General features: G+C 68.2%; 9 protein-coding genes. 8 read left to right on the top strand and 1 reads right to left on the bottom strand.

Annotation, left to right across the window (positions count from 1 at the left end):
* Positions 1-34: 34 nt before the first annotated feature.
* Positions 35-3,877 carry a GH92 family glycosyl hydrolase gene (locus OG875_RS05575; protein WP_330173114.1) on the bottom strand — a complete coding sequence of 1,281 codons (3,843 nt, stop codon included), beginning with the start codon at positions 3,875-3,877 and terminating at the stop codon, positions 35-37.
* A gap of 864 nt (positions 3,878-4,741) precedes the next feature.
* Here OG875_RS05575 and ngcE point away from each other — a divergent pair.
* From ngcE to dxs, 8 genes are all read left to right on the top strand, one after another.
* Positions 4,742-6,190 carry an N-acetylglucosamine/diacetylchitobiose ABC transporter substrate-binding protein gene (gene ngcE / locus OG875_RS05570; protein WP_330173113.1) on the top strand — a complete coding sequence of 483 codons (1,449 nt, stop codon included), beginning with the start codon at positions 4,742-4,744 and terminating at the stop codon, positions 6,188-6,190.
* Positions 6,191-6,238: 48 nt separating this feature from the next.
* Positions 6,239-7,168: a carbohydrate ABC transporter permease gene (locus OG875_RS05565; RefSeq protein WP_330173112.1), complete on the top strand. Its 930-nt coding sequence runs from the start codon at positions 6,239-6,241 to the stop codon at positions 7,166-7,168.
* The gene (locus tag OG875_RS05560; RefSeq protein WP_330173111.1) at positions 7,168-8,091 is read left to right on the top strand and encodes a carbohydrate ABC transporter permease; all 924 of its coding nucleotides are present in this window, start codon (positions 7,168-7,170) and stop codon (positions 8,089-8,091) included. The genes OG875_RS05565 and OG875_RS05560 overlap by 1 nt, the downstream gene beginning before the upstream one ends.
* A 501-nt stretch (positions 8,092-8,592) precedes the next feature.
* Positions 8,593-9,792: an ROK family transcriptional regulator gene (locus tag OG875_RS05555; protein ID WP_330173110.1), complete on the top strand. Its 1,200-nt coding sequence runs from the start codon at positions 8,593-8,595 to the stop codon at positions 9,790-9,792.
* Positions 9,793-9,913: 121 nt separating this feature from the next.
* Entirely contained in the window at positions 9,914-11,023 is a 1,110-nt protein-coding gene (locus OG875_RS05550) for an ABC transporter substrate-binding protein (protein WP_330173109.1), read from the top strand.
* Positions 11,024-11,233: 210 nt separating this feature from the next.
* Positions 11,234-12,022, top strand: coding sequence for an ATP-binding cassette domain-containing protein (locus OG875_RS05545; protein ID WP_330173108.1), 789 nt, complete (start codon positions 11,234-11,236; stop codon positions 12,020-12,022).
* Entirely contained in the window at positions 12,019-13,311 is a 1,293-nt protein-coding gene (locus OG875_RS05540) for a sugar ABC transporter permease (RefSeq protein WP_330173107.1), read from the top strand. The genes OG875_RS05545 and OG875_RS05540 overlap by 4 nt, the downstream gene beginning before the upstream one ends.
* Before the next feature lie 231 nt (positions 13,312-13,542).
* The gene (dxs, locus tag OG875_RS05535; RefSeq protein WP_330177609.1) at positions 13,543-15,477 is read left to right on the top strand and encodes a 1-deoxy-D-xylulose-5-phosphate synthase; all 1,935 of its coding nucleotides are present in this window, start codon (positions 13,543-13,545) and stop codon (positions 15,475-15,477) included.
* The last annotated feature ends 65 nt before the right edge of the window (positions 15,478-15,542 follow it).

Genomic DNA, 15,542 nt, shown 5'->3' with positions numbered 1-15,542 from the left:
CGGGGAACGGCCCCTTCGTCATGTCACGACGCCGCTACCGCAGCAACTCCACCTCCGACAGCGTCGCCTGCCCCTTCGTCACCAGCCGGTAGTGCGCGTACGAGCCCGGTGCGGTCACCGTGAACGCGCGGGTCTGCTGGTCCCAGGCGAAGGACTGGCCCGACCGCTTGTCCAGGGTCTGCCAGGACGTGCCGTCCGACGAGCCCTGGAGTTCCCACCCGGCGGGTGCCGTCGCGGCCGTCGCCGAGGTCAGCGTGTACTGGACCGCCTTCGTCGCCGACGGCACCGGCAGCTCCACCGGACCGTCCGTCGTGGCCGACGTCTTCGAGGTGTTGTCGAAGAGCGCGCCCGGACCGCTCACCGCGTCCGTCCGGGGCGACGGCGCCTGGTCGTCCTGGGTGATCGACACCGGCGCCGCGTCCTTGCCCGTGCCCCACGCCGACGGCTCCGGGCCCATGTCGAACTCCAGCGTGCCGCCCTCGGCGAGCACCTCGTGCGGCAGCGCCGTGGAGTTCCACGCCTTGCCGTTGACCTTCAGGCCCCGCACGTAGATGTTCTTCTCGCTGTTCTTCGGCGCCGAGACGACGAGCTTCTTCCCGTTCTCCAGGTGCACCGTCGTCTTCGTGAAGAGCGGCGAGCCGACCGCGTACTCCCCGCTGCCCATCACCAGCGGGTAGAAGCCCATGGCGGAGAAGAGGTACCAGGCCGACTGCTCGCCGTTGTCCTCGTCGCCGTGGTAGCCCTGCCCGATCTCGCTGCCGGTGTAGAGGCGGCCCAGCACCTCGCGGACCTTCTCCTGCGTCTTCCAGGGCTGGGAGGCCGCGTTGTACATGTACGTGGCGTGGTGCGCGACCTGGTTGGAGTGGCCGTACATGCCCATCCGGACGTCCCGCGCCTCCGTCATCTCGTGGATGACGCCGCCGTAGGACCCGACGAACTCCGCCGACGCGGTCTCCGGCGTCGCGAAGTACTCGTCCAGCTTGTCGCCGAGACCGGCGCGACCGCCGTACAGGTTGGCCAGGCCCCGCGAGTCCTGCGCGGCGGTGAAGGCGTAACCCCAGCCGTTGGTCTCGGTGTAGTCGTAGCCCCACACCCGCGGGTCGAAGTCGCCGCTCGGGACGCGCCAGTCGCCCTTGAGGTCACGGCCCTGGAAGAAGCCGGCCTCCGTGTCGAAGAGCGAGACATAGCTCCGGGCGCGGTTGAGGAAGTACGCGGACTCCTCCTGGTACCGCTTCTTGCCGGTCTCCGCGTAGAGCTTCTCGCCCATCTTCGCGATGCCGTAGTCGTTGAGGTAGCCCTCCAGGGACCAGGACAGGCCCTCGTGGGTCTCCGTGGAGGCGTAGCCGAGGAACGGCGACGTCTCCATGCCCTTGCGGCCCACACCCGAACTCGGCGGCTTCACCGTCGCGTTCTTCAGCGCCGCCTCGTACGCCGCCTTCGCGTCGAAGTCCACACCCTTCACGTACGCGTCCGCGAAGGCCACGTCCGAACTGGTGCCGGTCATCAGGTCCGCGTAGCCGGGGGAGGACCAGCGGGAGATCCAGCCGCCGTCCTTGTACTGCTGCACGAAGCCGTCCACCATCTTCCCGGCCTGCTTCGGCGACAGGAACGAGTACGCGGGCCAGGTCGTGCGATAGGTGTCCCAGAAGCCGTTGTTGACGTACACCTCACCCGTGACGATCTTCGCGCCGGTGTGGGTGGGGGAGTCCGTGCCCATCTTCGGGACGAACGGGCTCGCGTACTGCTGCCGCGGCTTGGCCGCCGTACCCGTGTTCTCGAAACCGGAGTTGGGATACAGGTAGAGCCGGTAGAGGCTGGAGTAGAGCGTCGTGAGCTGGTCCCGCGTCGCGCCCTCGACCTCCACCGTGCCGAGGACGTCGTCCCAGGCCCGCTGCGCCTTCTTCTGGACCCGTTCGAAGCCGAGGTCGGCGGGCAGTTCGTCCGCCAGGTTCTTCTTCGCCTGGTCGACGCCGATCAGCGAGGTCGCGATCCGCAGGTTGACGGTACGGTCCTGGCCCGCGTCGAAGCGCAGGAAGCCGGTGACGTCCTTGCCGCCACCGCCCGGCAGTTTGCCGCTGTCGGTGACCGGCGCGTCGAAGACGCCGTACACGAACATCCGGGTGGCGCCCGTCGACAGACCGCTGCGCACGTCGGAGTAACCGGTGAAGGACCGGTTCGCCGCGTCGACCGTCAGCCCGCCCGCGTTGGTGATGTTGTCGAGCAGCACGCTCGCGTCATCGCCCGGATAGGTGAAGCGCATCGCCGCCGCGTGATCCGTCGGGGTGATTTCCGCCTTGAGGCCGTTCTCGAACGTCACGCCGTAGTAGTGCGGCCGGGCGATCTCGTTCTCGTGGCGGAACGGCAGCGCGCGCGCCGAACGCGCGGCGTCCGGTGTGCCGCTCACGGTCGACGGCATCAGCTGGAAGGTCTGCCGGTCGCCCATCCAGGGGCTCGGCTCGTGGCTCGCGGACAGCGCCTCCAGGGTGGGGAGGTTGTCGCTGTTGTTGCCGCGCGCGTACTCGTACAGCCAGCTCGTGGAGCCCGCGTCGGTCACCGGGGTCCAGAAGTTGAAGCCGTGCGGGACGGCCGTGGCGGGGAAGGTGTTGCCGCGCGAGAAGGAGCCGCTGGAGTTGGTGCCGCGCGTGGTGGACGCGTAGTCCGACAGATGCGCGAGACGCTTCGCGGGCGCCTTCACCGCCAGGGTGATGTCGTCCACCCAGCCCTGGAACTTCGCCGGGCCCTTCGGCGAGTCGTACGCCACGAGTATCCGGTCCACCGTCTTTCCGGCGGCGACCGAACCGATCCCCGAGGCGACCGCGTTCCACTGGTTGACGTACAGCCGCTTGGCCGCGCCCTGGCCCTGGGGGCTCATCGCGCCGCCGTGCGTGTCGACGGCCTTCAGCTCGCTCAGATACGTGCCGTCGGTGAAGGCGAGGTCCACCGAGACGTTGGTGGCCGGGTAGTTGAGATCGGTTTCCGGCATGGACGGATAGATCCGGTACGACAACTCGGTGTTCGGGCGTACGACGGTGTCGACGTCGAAGACCTTGTTGTACGAGTAGGCCCGGCCGTCGGGCTGGTGCGAACCGGCGTACTCCAGCGCCCGCTTGCCGGTGAAGCCCGCGTTGGACTTGGCCGTGGGGGAGCCGCCGGGGCCGCTGTCGATCTGGCTGCGCATGTCGGCCGGCGGCGGGGTGCTGGTGTCGCCGTCGGAGAACTGGACGTCGGCGAGCTGGGTGGCGTCGCTCCCGCCGTTGTTCCTGGAGATGTCCAGCCGGTAGTGCGCGTACGCCGTCGAGTTGTCGAAGTCGTACGATTTGGTCTGGAACCGCTGGGCGAAGGTCTCGCCCGACCGGGTGTCGAGGGTCTTCCAGTCCTTGCCGTCCGCCGAACCCTGGAGCGTCCAGTCCTTCGGGTCGCGCTCGGCGTGGTCGTTCGCCGACGTGAGCGCGTAGGTGAGGACCTTGACCGGCTCGTCCAGGTCGAACTCGATCCAGGCGGTCGGCTCGAAGGCCAGCCACTTGGTGCTCGACTGGATGTCGACCAGGTTCTCCTTGCCCTCACCGCCGTCACTGTTCTCGTCGCTGGCCCGCAGCTCCACGACATGGTCGGTGACATTGCCGGGGATGCCGGCGCCGAACTCGCCGTTCACGCCCGAGGAGCGCTTGGTCCCGTCCGCTCCCGTATCAACCGTATTGCGCCAGTTCGGCTGGACATCGCCCTCTTCGAAGGAGGACGTGAACGCGTCCTCGGGGGCGCCGGCCTTGGCGGGCTGTGCCACGGCCGCCGATGGTGCGGTGACGACCAGCAGTGACGCGACGGCCGCGAGGGCGGCGTGCCGGCCCCGTGCGAGCCGGGGTCTTGGTGTGCGCTGCATCCCGAGCCTTCCTCCTGCGGAAGCATGATGGACAACGTTGTCAAAAGTCATGCGCCGGTTAAGTAGTGGTACAAGAGAGGCAAGGTGTCAAGGGTGTTGCCGAAGTGAGATGGCGGGAACTGGCCATGGTGTCGTACGCGTGTCACCCATGTTTCGCCGAATATCCCGACAACCGGGTACGGCGTGGGCGCGCGAGCGGGCCGGATATCGCGGCGTGCGCGATCCGGATAAGGCGGAGCGAACCGCACGGATGTCGCGTGGGTTCCCGAAACTCGTCCGAGGTCTCAACTCGGGAAAGACTCCCGCCCAAACCTGCTTTCGATCTTGCTCAGTCGACGTGAAGTGGACTATACCTGTCGCGTCCGCCCCGCCGGGTTTCGCACGGTGAAGGACCGGGAGACGGAGGGCGGTTGGGTGCCGCGACGTCGCGACGCACCTCGACGCCACCGACTTCGGGCCGTTCCCGCCGCACCGCGCGGTTCCCACTTCCCGCACCGTTCAATACGCCGATCGACACTCGCGCCGCACACCTCGGGCGTCACGCAGCACCGCATCACGCACCACCGCATCACGCACCACCGCATCACGTAGCACAGCACCACGCGGAACGGCACACCTGGAACCGCTCGACGGACAATCGCGCCAACGGCACCACGTACAAAGGCACCACGTACAAGGACTCAAAGACACAAGGCGCAAAGACACAAAGGCACGACGTTCAACCGCACAACGGACAGAAAAGCAGCACCACACTCCTGCACGACCCAGCTTCATTCGACCGCGGTGGCGGGGCCCTTCTGCCTCAGGCGAGAAGGACGGGGACCGGTACACCGCCTGAGTCCTGGAGAAGGCGAGGACTTGAGCATGGGAACCACCTCCGCTCACAGCAACGAGGGCCTGGACCGTCGTGATCTGATCAAGCGCTCGGCCGCCGTCGGCCTGATCACCGTGCCGACCATGGGTTTCCTGGCGTCCTGCGCGAGCAGCGGCAGTGACAACGACGAGAAGGTCGAGAAGGGCAAGACCTCGGCGAAGAACCCCCTCGGAGCCAACGAGACGGCGGCGCTCGATGTCGTCATCTTCAACGGCGGCTTCGGCGAGCAGTACGCCATCGACGCGGAGAAGCGGTACAACAAGGCCTTCCCGAAGGCGCCGAAGGTCAAGCACGCGGCGACCGAGAAGATCCAGTCCACCCTCCAGCCGAGGTTCAACGGCGGCACCCCGCCGGACCTGATCGACAACTCGGGCGCCGAACAGATGGACATGGGCGTCCTGGTGGGCAAGAAGCAGCTCACCGACCTCACCGCCCTGATGGACGCCCCGTCCTACGACGACCCGGCGAAGAAGGTCCGCGACACCCTGCGCCCAGGCATCGTGGAGATGGGCCAGTTCGACGGCGACCCCGTCTGGATCATGTACTACGCGTACACGGTCTACGGCGTCTGGTACTCGCAGAAGGCGCTGGAGAACCTCGACGCGGCCTACCCCGAGACCTGGGACGACATGCTGGCGCTCTGCGCCAAGGCGAAGAAGAAGGGCATCGCGGGCTGGACGTACGCGGGCAAGCACCCGTACTACATCCCGTTCTCGCTCTACCCCTTCATCGCCAAGATCGGCGGCACCGAGGTCCTCGACAAGATCGACAACCTGGAGCCGAACGCCTGGAAGGACCCGGCCGTCAAGACGGCCTTCGAGGCGTACTACGAGCTGTTCAAGAAGGGCTACATCCTTCAGGGCACCCCCGGCCTCGACCACATCCAGTCGCAGACCGCCTGGACCAAGGGCAAGGCCCTCTTCATCCCGAACGGCTCCTGGGTGGAGAACGAGGCGGCCAACACCATGCCGGCCGACTTCAACCTCGCCGTCGGCGCGCCGTCCGGCATGGACGCCTCCGACAAGATGCCCTTCGGTACCCTCTGGGCGTCCGGCGGTGAGCCCTTCATCGTGCCGCAGAAGGCCAAGAACCCCCAGGGTGGCATGGAGTTGCTGCGCATCATGCTCAGCGAGGAGTCGTCCAAGAACTTCACCTCGCAGGTGAAGTCGCTGACCGCCTACAACGGCGGCACGGACGGCATCGAGCTGACCCCCGGCCTCACGTCCGCCGTCGGCGCGCTGGAGAAGGCGGGGACGAACGTCGTCAACCCGCGTCTCCAGGACTGGTACGTCAAGCTCCAGAAGGAGCAGATCGGTGTCGCCGGTCTCGGCGAGATGATGGCCGGGCGCGCCACCCCCGCGGAGACCATCAAGAAGATCCAGGGTTTCGCGGATGCCGCCGCGAAGGACCAGTCCGTCAAGCACTACAAGCACCAGTGAGCAGGCGTCACCAGCGGCGGCATCCGCGCACAGATCGGGGTCGGATCCATGCAGCACGGTAAATACCGGTTCATTGTGGGGTTTCTTGTCGCCCCTCTGGTGTTGTACGCGGTCTTTGTCATCTGGCCGTTCATCCAGTCCATCTACTACTCGTTCACGGACTGGACGGGGCTGAGTTCCGATTTCACGATGGTGGGCTTCGACAACTACACGAAGATGTTTCAGGACGACGTCTTCTGGAAGTCCTTGCAGCACAGCCTGATCTTCGTGCTGCTGCTGCCGCTGGTGACGCTCGGCCTGGCGCTGTTCCTCGCCTTCATGATCAATGTCGGCGGGCGGCAGCGGAAAGGCGCGGCGATCAGAGGGGTCCGCGGTTCGTCCTTCTACAAGATCGCCTATTTCTTCCCGCAGGTGCTTTCCATCGCGATCGTCGCGCTGCTTTTCCAGTTCGCGTACAACCCGGAGAGCGGCGCCATCAACGCGGCGCTCTCCGCGGTGGGTCTGGGCGACGTCCAGCCGCTCTGGCTGGGTGATCCGGATCTCGCGCTCTGGTGTGTGATGGCGGTGCTGATCTGGAGCACGGTCGGTTTCTTCGTCGTGCTCTTCTCCGCCGGAATGGCGTCCATTCCGAAGGACTACTACGAGGCGGCGCTGCTGGACGGCGCGGACCGGTTCACCACCTTCTTCCGGATCACGCTGCCGCTGCTCTGGGACACCGTGCAGGCGGGCTGGATCTACATGGGCATCCTGGCGCTGGGTGCCGAGGCGTTCGCGGTCGTGCAGATCATGACCATCGGACCGGGCGGCGGCGGACCGGACTACTCGACCACGGTGCTGCCGCTGTACGTCTACCAAACGGCCTTCCGGGACGCGCAGGCCGGTTATGCCACAACGATCGGTGTCGCCCTGCTGGTGGTGACGCTGTCCTTCGCGGCAGTCGTGACGAAGCTGGGCCGGCGCGAGCGGCTGGAGTTCTGATGAAGACCACTGACACGCCTCCGGCCGCGCTGCCCGGGGAGCCGCAGGACCGGCCGCCGGTGACGGAGGTGGCGGCGCCGCCGGAGAAGGACCGGCGTGAGGGCACCGTCCTCAATGTGTTCTCGCACGGTGTGCTGGTCATCTGGGCGCTGCTGGTCGTGCTGCCGCTGCTGTGGGCGGTGATGTCCTCCTTCAAGGACGACGACTCCATCCTCAGCTCGCCGTGGGCGCTGCCGGACCGGCTCCACTTCGAGAACTGGTCGCGGGCCTGGACCCAGGCGCACATGAGCGACTACTTCCTGAACACTCTTCTGGTGGTGGGCGGCTCGCTGATCGGCACGCTGGTGCTCGGCTCGATGGCCGCGTACGTGCTGGCGCGCTTCGACTTCCCCGGGAACCGGTTCATCTACTTCCTCTTCATCGGGGGGATGAGCTTCCCGATCATCCTGGCGCTGGTCCCGCTGTTCTTCGTCATGAACAACATGGGGCTGCTGAACACCACGCACGGGCTGATCCTGGTCTACATCGCCTACTCGCTGCCGTTCACGGTGTTCTTCCTGTCGTCCTTCTTCAGGACGCTGCCGACGTCCGTGGCGGAGGCGGCGATCATCGACGGCGCCTCGCACACGAGGACCTTCTTCCAGATCATGCTGCCGATGGCGAAGCCGGGTCTGATCAGCGTGGGGATCTTCAACTTCCTCGGGCAGTGGAACCAGTACATGCTGCCCACGGTCCTCAACACCGACCCGGAGAAGAAGGTGCTCTCGCAGGGTCTGGTGCAGCTGGCCGTCAGCCAGGGCTACAAGGGCGACTACTCGGGGCTGTTCGCCGGACTGGTGATGGCGATGCTGCCGGTGCTCGCCGCGTACATCATCTTCCAGCGCCAGGTCGTCGCGGGCCTGACGGCGGGAGCGCTCAAGTAGTCCGGCCCGAGCGCCGGTCCCGGGGCCGCCCCCTGTCGGCCACGGCTCCGGCCCGAGCCTCCGTCCCGGGCCGGACCGCCGGCCCCGGACCCTCCGCCCCTCCGTCGTCGCGTCACCGCACCGCCCTCCGGCCGCCCGCCGGGGGGCGGTTCGCGCGCTCCGGTACCACGCGCGCGACAGGGCCCCCGACCGGCTGCGGGAGCGGGCCCGGGACCGGGCGCCGGCCTCATGCGGAAGGGTTCGTTCGGTATCCATCCCGAGCCGAGGGATCAATTTTCGCCACCAGCCTCGGTCGAAATTCGCCAAAACGGTAAGAATCGCAGGTCAGATGCGTACGTACCGTGTTCATCGGGGTCCGGCACTGCTCAAGGTCTTGACGGGAAGCGGCCCGAAAGGCTGAGCTTAGAGTTCACAAGTTGGAGATACGTCGGGGTTTCACAGGCGCGACCCCGACCGGTGGCGGTGGTCGTGCCGTCCGCCAAGGGCAGGAGTGGATCAGTTGTGGAGACCCCAGGGTCGCAGTCGTCTCTGCACCGGGCGAATCTGGAGCGCGTCGTCCGCGCCGTACGCATGGCGGGTTCGCTCACCCAGGCCGAGATCGCCCGGAGCACCGGGCTGTCGGCCGCCACGGTCTCCAACATCGTCCGCGAGCTGCGGGAGGGCGGCACGGTCGAGGTGACCCCCACCTCGGCGGGCGGGCGCAGGGCCCGCAGTGTCTCGCTCAGCGGGGACGCGGGCATCGTCATCGGCGTCGACTTCGGCCACACCCATCTGCGGGTCGCCGTGGGCAATCTGGCCCACCAGGTCCTCGCCGAGGAGTCCGAACCGCTGGACGTGGACGCCTCGTCGGCCTACGGCTTCGGCCGGGCCGAGGAGTTGGTGGAGCGGCTCATCGAGGCCACCGGCATCGGCCGTCAGAAGGTCATCGGTGTGGGCCTCGGGGTGCCGGGCCCGATCGACGTCGTCTCGGGCACGCTCGGCTCCACCTCGATACTGCCGGGCTGGACGGGGATCAACCCCAGCGAGGAGCTGGCGGGCCGGCTCGGCGTGCCGGTGTACGTGGACAACGACGCCAATCTGGGCGCCCTCGGCGAACTGGTCTGGGGCAGCGGCCGGGGCGTGAAGGACCTCGCGTACATCAAGGTCGCCAGCGGTGTCGGCGCCGGTCTGGTCATGGACGGCCAGATCTACCGGGGACCGGGCGGTACGGCGGGCGAGATCGGCCACATCACGCTCGACGAGTCGGGCCCCGTCTGCCGCTGCGGCAACCGCGGCTGCATGGAGACGTTCACGGCCGCCCGCTACGTCCTGCCGCTGCTCCGCTCCAGCCACGGCCGCGACCTGACCATGGAGCGGGTCGTCCAGCTGGCCCGCGAGGGCGATCCGGGCTGCCGCCGGGTGATCGCCGACGTCGGCCGCCACATCGGCAGCGGCGTCGCCAATCTCTGCAACCTGCTCAACCCCAGCCGGGTGGTGCTCGGCGGCGACCTGGCGGAGGCCGGGGAGCTGGTCCTCGCGCCCATCAGGGAGTCCGTCGCCCGGTACGCGATCCCGAGCGCGGCCCGGCAGCTCTCGGTGCTCCCCGGGGCCCTCGGCGGACGCGCGGAGGTACTGGGCGCGCTCGCCCTCGTGCTGAGCGAGATGGGCGATTCGACCCTTCTGGAGAGCGCCCTGCCCGTGGGCTCTCCTGTCTTCACTTAGATAACGAATGGCACCGTTGTCATCTCGTTAAGGATTTACTCCTTGACGTCGAGTCCGCAGCGGAGTTGACTTCCAGCCACCTCGGCCGCAACGTCGCGGCCTCGTCAGGGAGGTTTCTGAAGTGAACGCACATCTCCGACGTGCTGCCGTGGCTGCCGCTGCCACCGCGATGGCCGTCTCGCTCGCCGCCTGTGGAAGCGCCAAGGAGTCCGGTGACTCCGCCAAGGAGCCCGCGAAGAAGGACGGGCCGCTGACCATCGGTCTGCTGCTGCCCGAGAACCAGACCGCGCGCTACGAGAAGTTCGACAAGCCGCTCATCGAGAAGAAGGTCAGCGAACTGACCGGCGGCACCGGCAAGATCGTCTACGCCAACGCGAAGCAGGACGCGTCGACGCAGAACCAGCAGGCCGACACCATGGTCACCAACAAGGTCGACGCGCTGATCGTGGACGCCGTGGACTCCAAGGCCATAGCGGGCTCCGTCCAGAAGGCCAAGGACGCCGGCATCCCGGTCATCGCCTTCGACCGCCTCGCCGAGGGCCCGATCGACGGCTACGTCTCCTTCGACAACGAAGAGGTCGGCCGTGTCCAGGGCCAGGCGCTCCTGGACGAGCTGGGCCCGAAGGCGAAGGACGGTGACATCGTCATGATGAACGGCGCCATCACCGACCCGAACGCCGCGCTCTTCAAGTCGGGCGCCAAGTCCGTCCTCGACGGCAAGGTGACCGTCGGCAAGGAGTACGACACCAAGGAGTGGAAGCCGGAGAACGCCAACGCCAACATGGAGGCGGCGATCACGGCCCTGGGCAAGGACAAGATCGTCGGCGTGTACTCCGCCAACGACGGCATGGCGGGCGGCATCATCACCGCCCTCCAGAGCGCCGGCATCAAGCCGCTGCCGCCCGTGACCGGCCAGGACGCCGAACTCGCCGGTGTGCAGCGCATCGTCGCCGGTGAGCAGTTCATGAGCGTCTACAAGCCCTACCCGGCCGAGGCGTCCGTCGCCGCCGAGATGGCCGTCAAGGTCGCCAAGGGCGAGAGCCTGGACTCCCTCGCCAAGACGAAGGTCGACAGCCCCACCACCAAGGGCGTCCCGTCGGTCCTCGTCCCGGTCGTCTCGCTGACCAAGGACAACATCAAGGACACGGTGCTGAAGGACGGCATCTACACGATCGACGAGATCTGCACGGCCAAGTTCAAGGCCCAGTGCGACGCCCTCGGCCTGAGCTGATCACCGGCCGGTACGACCGCGGAAACCCGCCCTGAAGCCTGTCCGGCGCCCCGCCCTCAACCGTCCCGCTACCGGGCGGGGCGCCGGACGGACCACTTCACGGCTTTTCGTGTGTCCCCCGAACACCCCGAAGTTCTCTCTTCTGCTCGACCCTCCGCGCCCACCATCCCCCAGGGGCGCGGTATCCCCGCCGGCCAGGCGGCGAAGGAGATGGTTTACGTGACCGCTACGCCCGTGCTGGCGTTGCGAGGGGTCTCCAAGCGGTTCGGTGCCGTGCAGGCGCTCACCGACGTAGAGCTTGAGGTCCACGCCGGACAGGTCGTCGCCCTCGTGGGCGACAACGGCGCCGGCAAATCCACGCTCGTCAAGACGATCGCCGGAGTTCATCCCATCGATGACGGTGTCATCGAGTGGGAAGGCCGGTCCGTCGCGATCAACAAGCCGCACGACGCGCAGGAGTTGGGCGTCGCGACGGTGTACCAGGACCTCGCGCTCTGCGACAACCTCGATGTCGTGGGCAATCTCTACCTGGGCCGGGAGCTGCGCTCCTGGGGTGTACTCAACGAGGTCGAGATGGAGCGCCGCGCCCGCGAGCTGCTCACCACGCTCTCGATCCGCATCCCCAGCGTGCGTATCCCGATCGCCTCGCTCTCCGGCGGCCAGCGCCAGACCGTGGCCATCGCCCGGTCCATGCTCGGCGAGCCCAAGCTGGTGATCCTCGACGAGCCCACCGCGGCCCTCGGCGTCGAGCAGACCGCCCAGGTCCTCGACCTGGTCGAGCGGCTGCGCGAACGCGGCTACGCGGTGATCCTCGTCAGCCACAACATGGAGGACGTCCGCGCGGTGGCCGACAAGGTCGCCGTGCTCAGGCTGGGGCGCAACAACGGCTTCTTCGACGTCGCCGGCACCTCGCAGGAAGACATCATTTCCGCGATCACCGGAGCCACGGACAACGCCGTGACCCGCCGCGCGGCGCGCAACGTGGAGGCCAAGAAGTGAGCGTCGACAAGACCTCGGCACCGGTCGGCCTGGCCGACGACGCGCCCGCCCCGGCGGCGGGAGCCGCGACCGTCGCGGTCGACCCCCGTCTCCTCGTACGCGAGCAGGGCTTCGCCGGTTACCTCGGCGAGTTCAAGCGCAAGCTGCGCGGCGGTGACCTCGGTTCCATACCCGTCGTCATCGGCCTGATCATCATCTGGGCGATCTTCACCAGCCTCAACGGGAACTTCCTGACCGCCGGCAACCTCACCGACATCTCGGTCGCCATGGTCGGCACCGGCATGATCGCGGTCGGCATCGTCTTCGTCCTGCTGCTCGGCGAGATCGACCTGTCGGTCGGCTCGGTCAGCGGTGTGGCGGGCGGCGTCTTCGCGGTCCTCGCCGTCACCCACGGCATGGCGGAGTGGCTGGCGTTCGTCCTGGCCATCCTCACCGGCGCGGTGGCCGGCGCCATCCACGGCTTCTTCTTCGCCCGGGTGGGCGTCCCCGCGTTCGCCGTGACCCTGGCCGGTCTGCTGTTCTGGAACGGCTTCATGCTCCAGATCCTCGGCGACAACGGCACCATCAACCTGGACCGCGACGGCCTGGTCGGCAAGCTGACCGGCTACTACTTCTCCGACGTCGCCGCGGCCTACGGCCTCGCGGTGGTGGCGGTCGGCGCGTACTTCCTCTCCTCGTTCCTCGACAACCGCCGCCGGGCCGCCGCCGGTGTCCCCTCCCGGCTGCTGAGCGAGATCATCGTCCGTACGGCGCTGCTGGCGGTGCTGGCCTTCGCCGTGGCCATCATGTTCAACCAGTACAAGGGCCTGCCCCTGGCCGTGCTGATCTTCCTGCTCGTGCTGGTGCTGACGGACTTCGTGCTCCGCCGCACCTCGTTCGGACGGAAGATATTCGCGCTCGGCGGCAGCGTCGAGGCGTCCCGCCGCGCCGGTATCAGCGTCGTCGGCGTCCGCGTCGCGGTCTTCTCCGTCGCGGGCACCTTCGCCGCGATCGGCGGTCTCTTCATCGCCTCGAAGATCGCCTCCGCCAACCAGGGAGCCGGCGGCGGTGAGCTGCTGATGAACGCCATCGCGGCGGCCGTCATCGGCGGCACCAGCCTCTTCGGCGGCCGGGGCCGCACCTGGAACGCGCTGCTCGGTGTGCTGGTCATCACGTCGATCCAGTACGGGCTCGCCCTCCAGGGCATCGCCTCGCCGATCCAGTACATGATCACCGGTGGTGTGCTCCTGGCCACGGTCGTCATCGACGCCGTCACCCGGAAGACCCAGAAGACAGCGGGCCGCGCCTGACCGCCCGTCCCACCGCGTCGTGCCCGGTACCGGACCCCCGGTACCGGGCACACCCGTGTCACCGGCGCACGGCCGGCCGCCCTCGAACGGGCGCCCGTACGGTGAACGACGCGCCGCCCGATGACGTCCGGCGTGGCGGGAACATTAGACTCGGCGGACCGGCACGCCAGATCTTCAACGCTAGGAGGCACGGTGACACAGCCGCGCGCAGCGCGACCGCCCGAGGCGGCGGTGGGCGACGGATGGGACCTGCTGACCCGGATCAAGGGCCCGCGTGATCTGGACCGTCTCGGCCCGGAGCAGCTGGACCAGCTCGCCGGGGAGATCAGGTCCTTCCTCGTCGACGCGGTCTCCAAGACCGGCGGACACCTCGGTCCCAACCTCGGAGTCGTCGAACTGACGATCGCCCTGCACCGGGTCTTCGACTCGCCCAGGGACAAGGTCCTCTTCGACACCGGCCACCAGTCCTATGTGCACAAGCTCCTGACGGGCCGTCAGGACTTCACCAGGCTCAAGAGCAAGGGCGGCCTCTCCGGCTACCCGTCCCGGGCCGAGTCCCCGCACGACGTCATCGAGAACTCGCACGCCTCGACGGTCCTCGGCTGGGCCGACGGACTCGCCAAGGCCAACCAGGTGCTCGGCCGCCAGGACCACGTGGTCGCCGTCATCGGCGACGGCGCGCTCACCGGCGGCATGGCCTGGGAGGCGCTCAACAACATCGCCGCCGCCAAGGACCGCCCGCTCGTCATCGTCGTCAACGACAACGAGCGCTCGTACGCGCCCACCATCGGCGGCCTCGCGAACCACCTGGCCACCCTGCGTACCACCGACGGCTACGAACGCTTCCTGGCCCGCGGCAAGGACATCCTGGAGCGCACCCCGGTCGTCGGCCGCCCGCTCTACGACACGCTGCACGGCGCGAAGAAGGGCCTCAAGGACTTCATCGCCCCCCAGGGCATGTTCGAGGACCTGGGCCTGAAGTACGTGGGCCCGATCGACGGCCACGACCTGGACGCCCTGGAGTCCGCCCTCCAGCGCGCCAAGCGCTTCGGCGGCCCCGTCATCATCCACTGCCTCACCGAGAAGGGCCGCGGCTACCAGCCCGCGCTCCTGGACGAGGCCGACCGTTTCCACGCCGTCGGCAAGATCCACCCCGACACCGGTCTGCCGATCGCCAGTTCGGGCGTCGACTGGACCTCGGTGTTCGGCGAGGAGATGGTCAAGCTCGGCAAGGAGCGGGCCGACATCGTCGCCATCACGGCCGCGATGCTCCAGCCGGTCGGACTGGAGAAGTTCGCCAAGGCGTTCCCGGACCGGGTGTACGACGTGGGGATCGCCGAGCAGCACGGCGCGGTGTCGGCGGCCGGTCTGGCCACCGGCGGGCTGCACCCCGTCTTCGCCGTGTACGCGACCTTCCTCAACCGCGCCTTCGACCAGGTCCTCATGGATGTCGCCCTGCACGACTGCGGCGTGACCTTCGTCCTCGACCGGGCCGGCATCACCGGCACCGACGGCGCCTCCCACAACGGCATGTGGGACATGTCGATCCTCCAGTGCGTGCCGAATCTGCGGATCGCCGCCCCGCGCGACGCCGACCAGGTCCGCGCCCAGCTCCGGGAGGCCGTGCTGGTGGACGACGCCCCGACCGTGGTGCGTTTCTCCAAGGGCGCCGTCGGTCCCGCCGTCGCCGCCGTGGGCAAGGCGGGCGGCATGGACGTGCTGCGCCGCCCGGCCGAGGGCCCGGCGGACGTGCTGCTGGTCTCCGTCGGCGCGCTCGCCCCGATGTGTCTGGAGATCGCCGATCTCCTCGACAAGCAGGGCATCTCCACCACCGTGGTCGACCCGCGCTGGGTCAAGCCCGTCGACGAGGCGCTCGCGCCGCTCGCCGAGCGGCACCGTGTCGTCGTCACCGTCGAGGACAACAGCCGCGCGGGCGGCGTCGGTTCGGCCGTCGCCCAGTCCCTGCGGGACGCCGGGGTCGACATCCCGCTGCGGGACTTCGGCATCCCGGCCCGTTTCCTCGACCACGCGTCGCGCAAGGAGCTGATGGCCGAGATCGGCCTGACCGCCCCGGACATCGCGCGCCAGGTCACCGGCCTGGTCTCGCGCATCGACGGCCGCATGACCGTGGTTCCCTCGGCCGCCGAGGAGATCACCCGCGACTAGGGGCTGTCGTTTGGAGCGTGTCGCCGACAGGCCGACAGGCCGACACGCCGAGACGGCCGAACACA

Origin of the sequence: Streptomyces sp. NBC_01498 (assembly GCF_036327775.1) — a bacterium.
Taxonomy (GTDB): domain Bacteria; phylum Actinomycetota; class Actinomycetes; order Streptomycetales; family Streptomycetaceae; genus Streptomyces.
The sequence above is the reverse complement of the archived record's forward strand: the minus strand, read 5'-3'. Positions and strand labels throughout refer to the sequence as shown.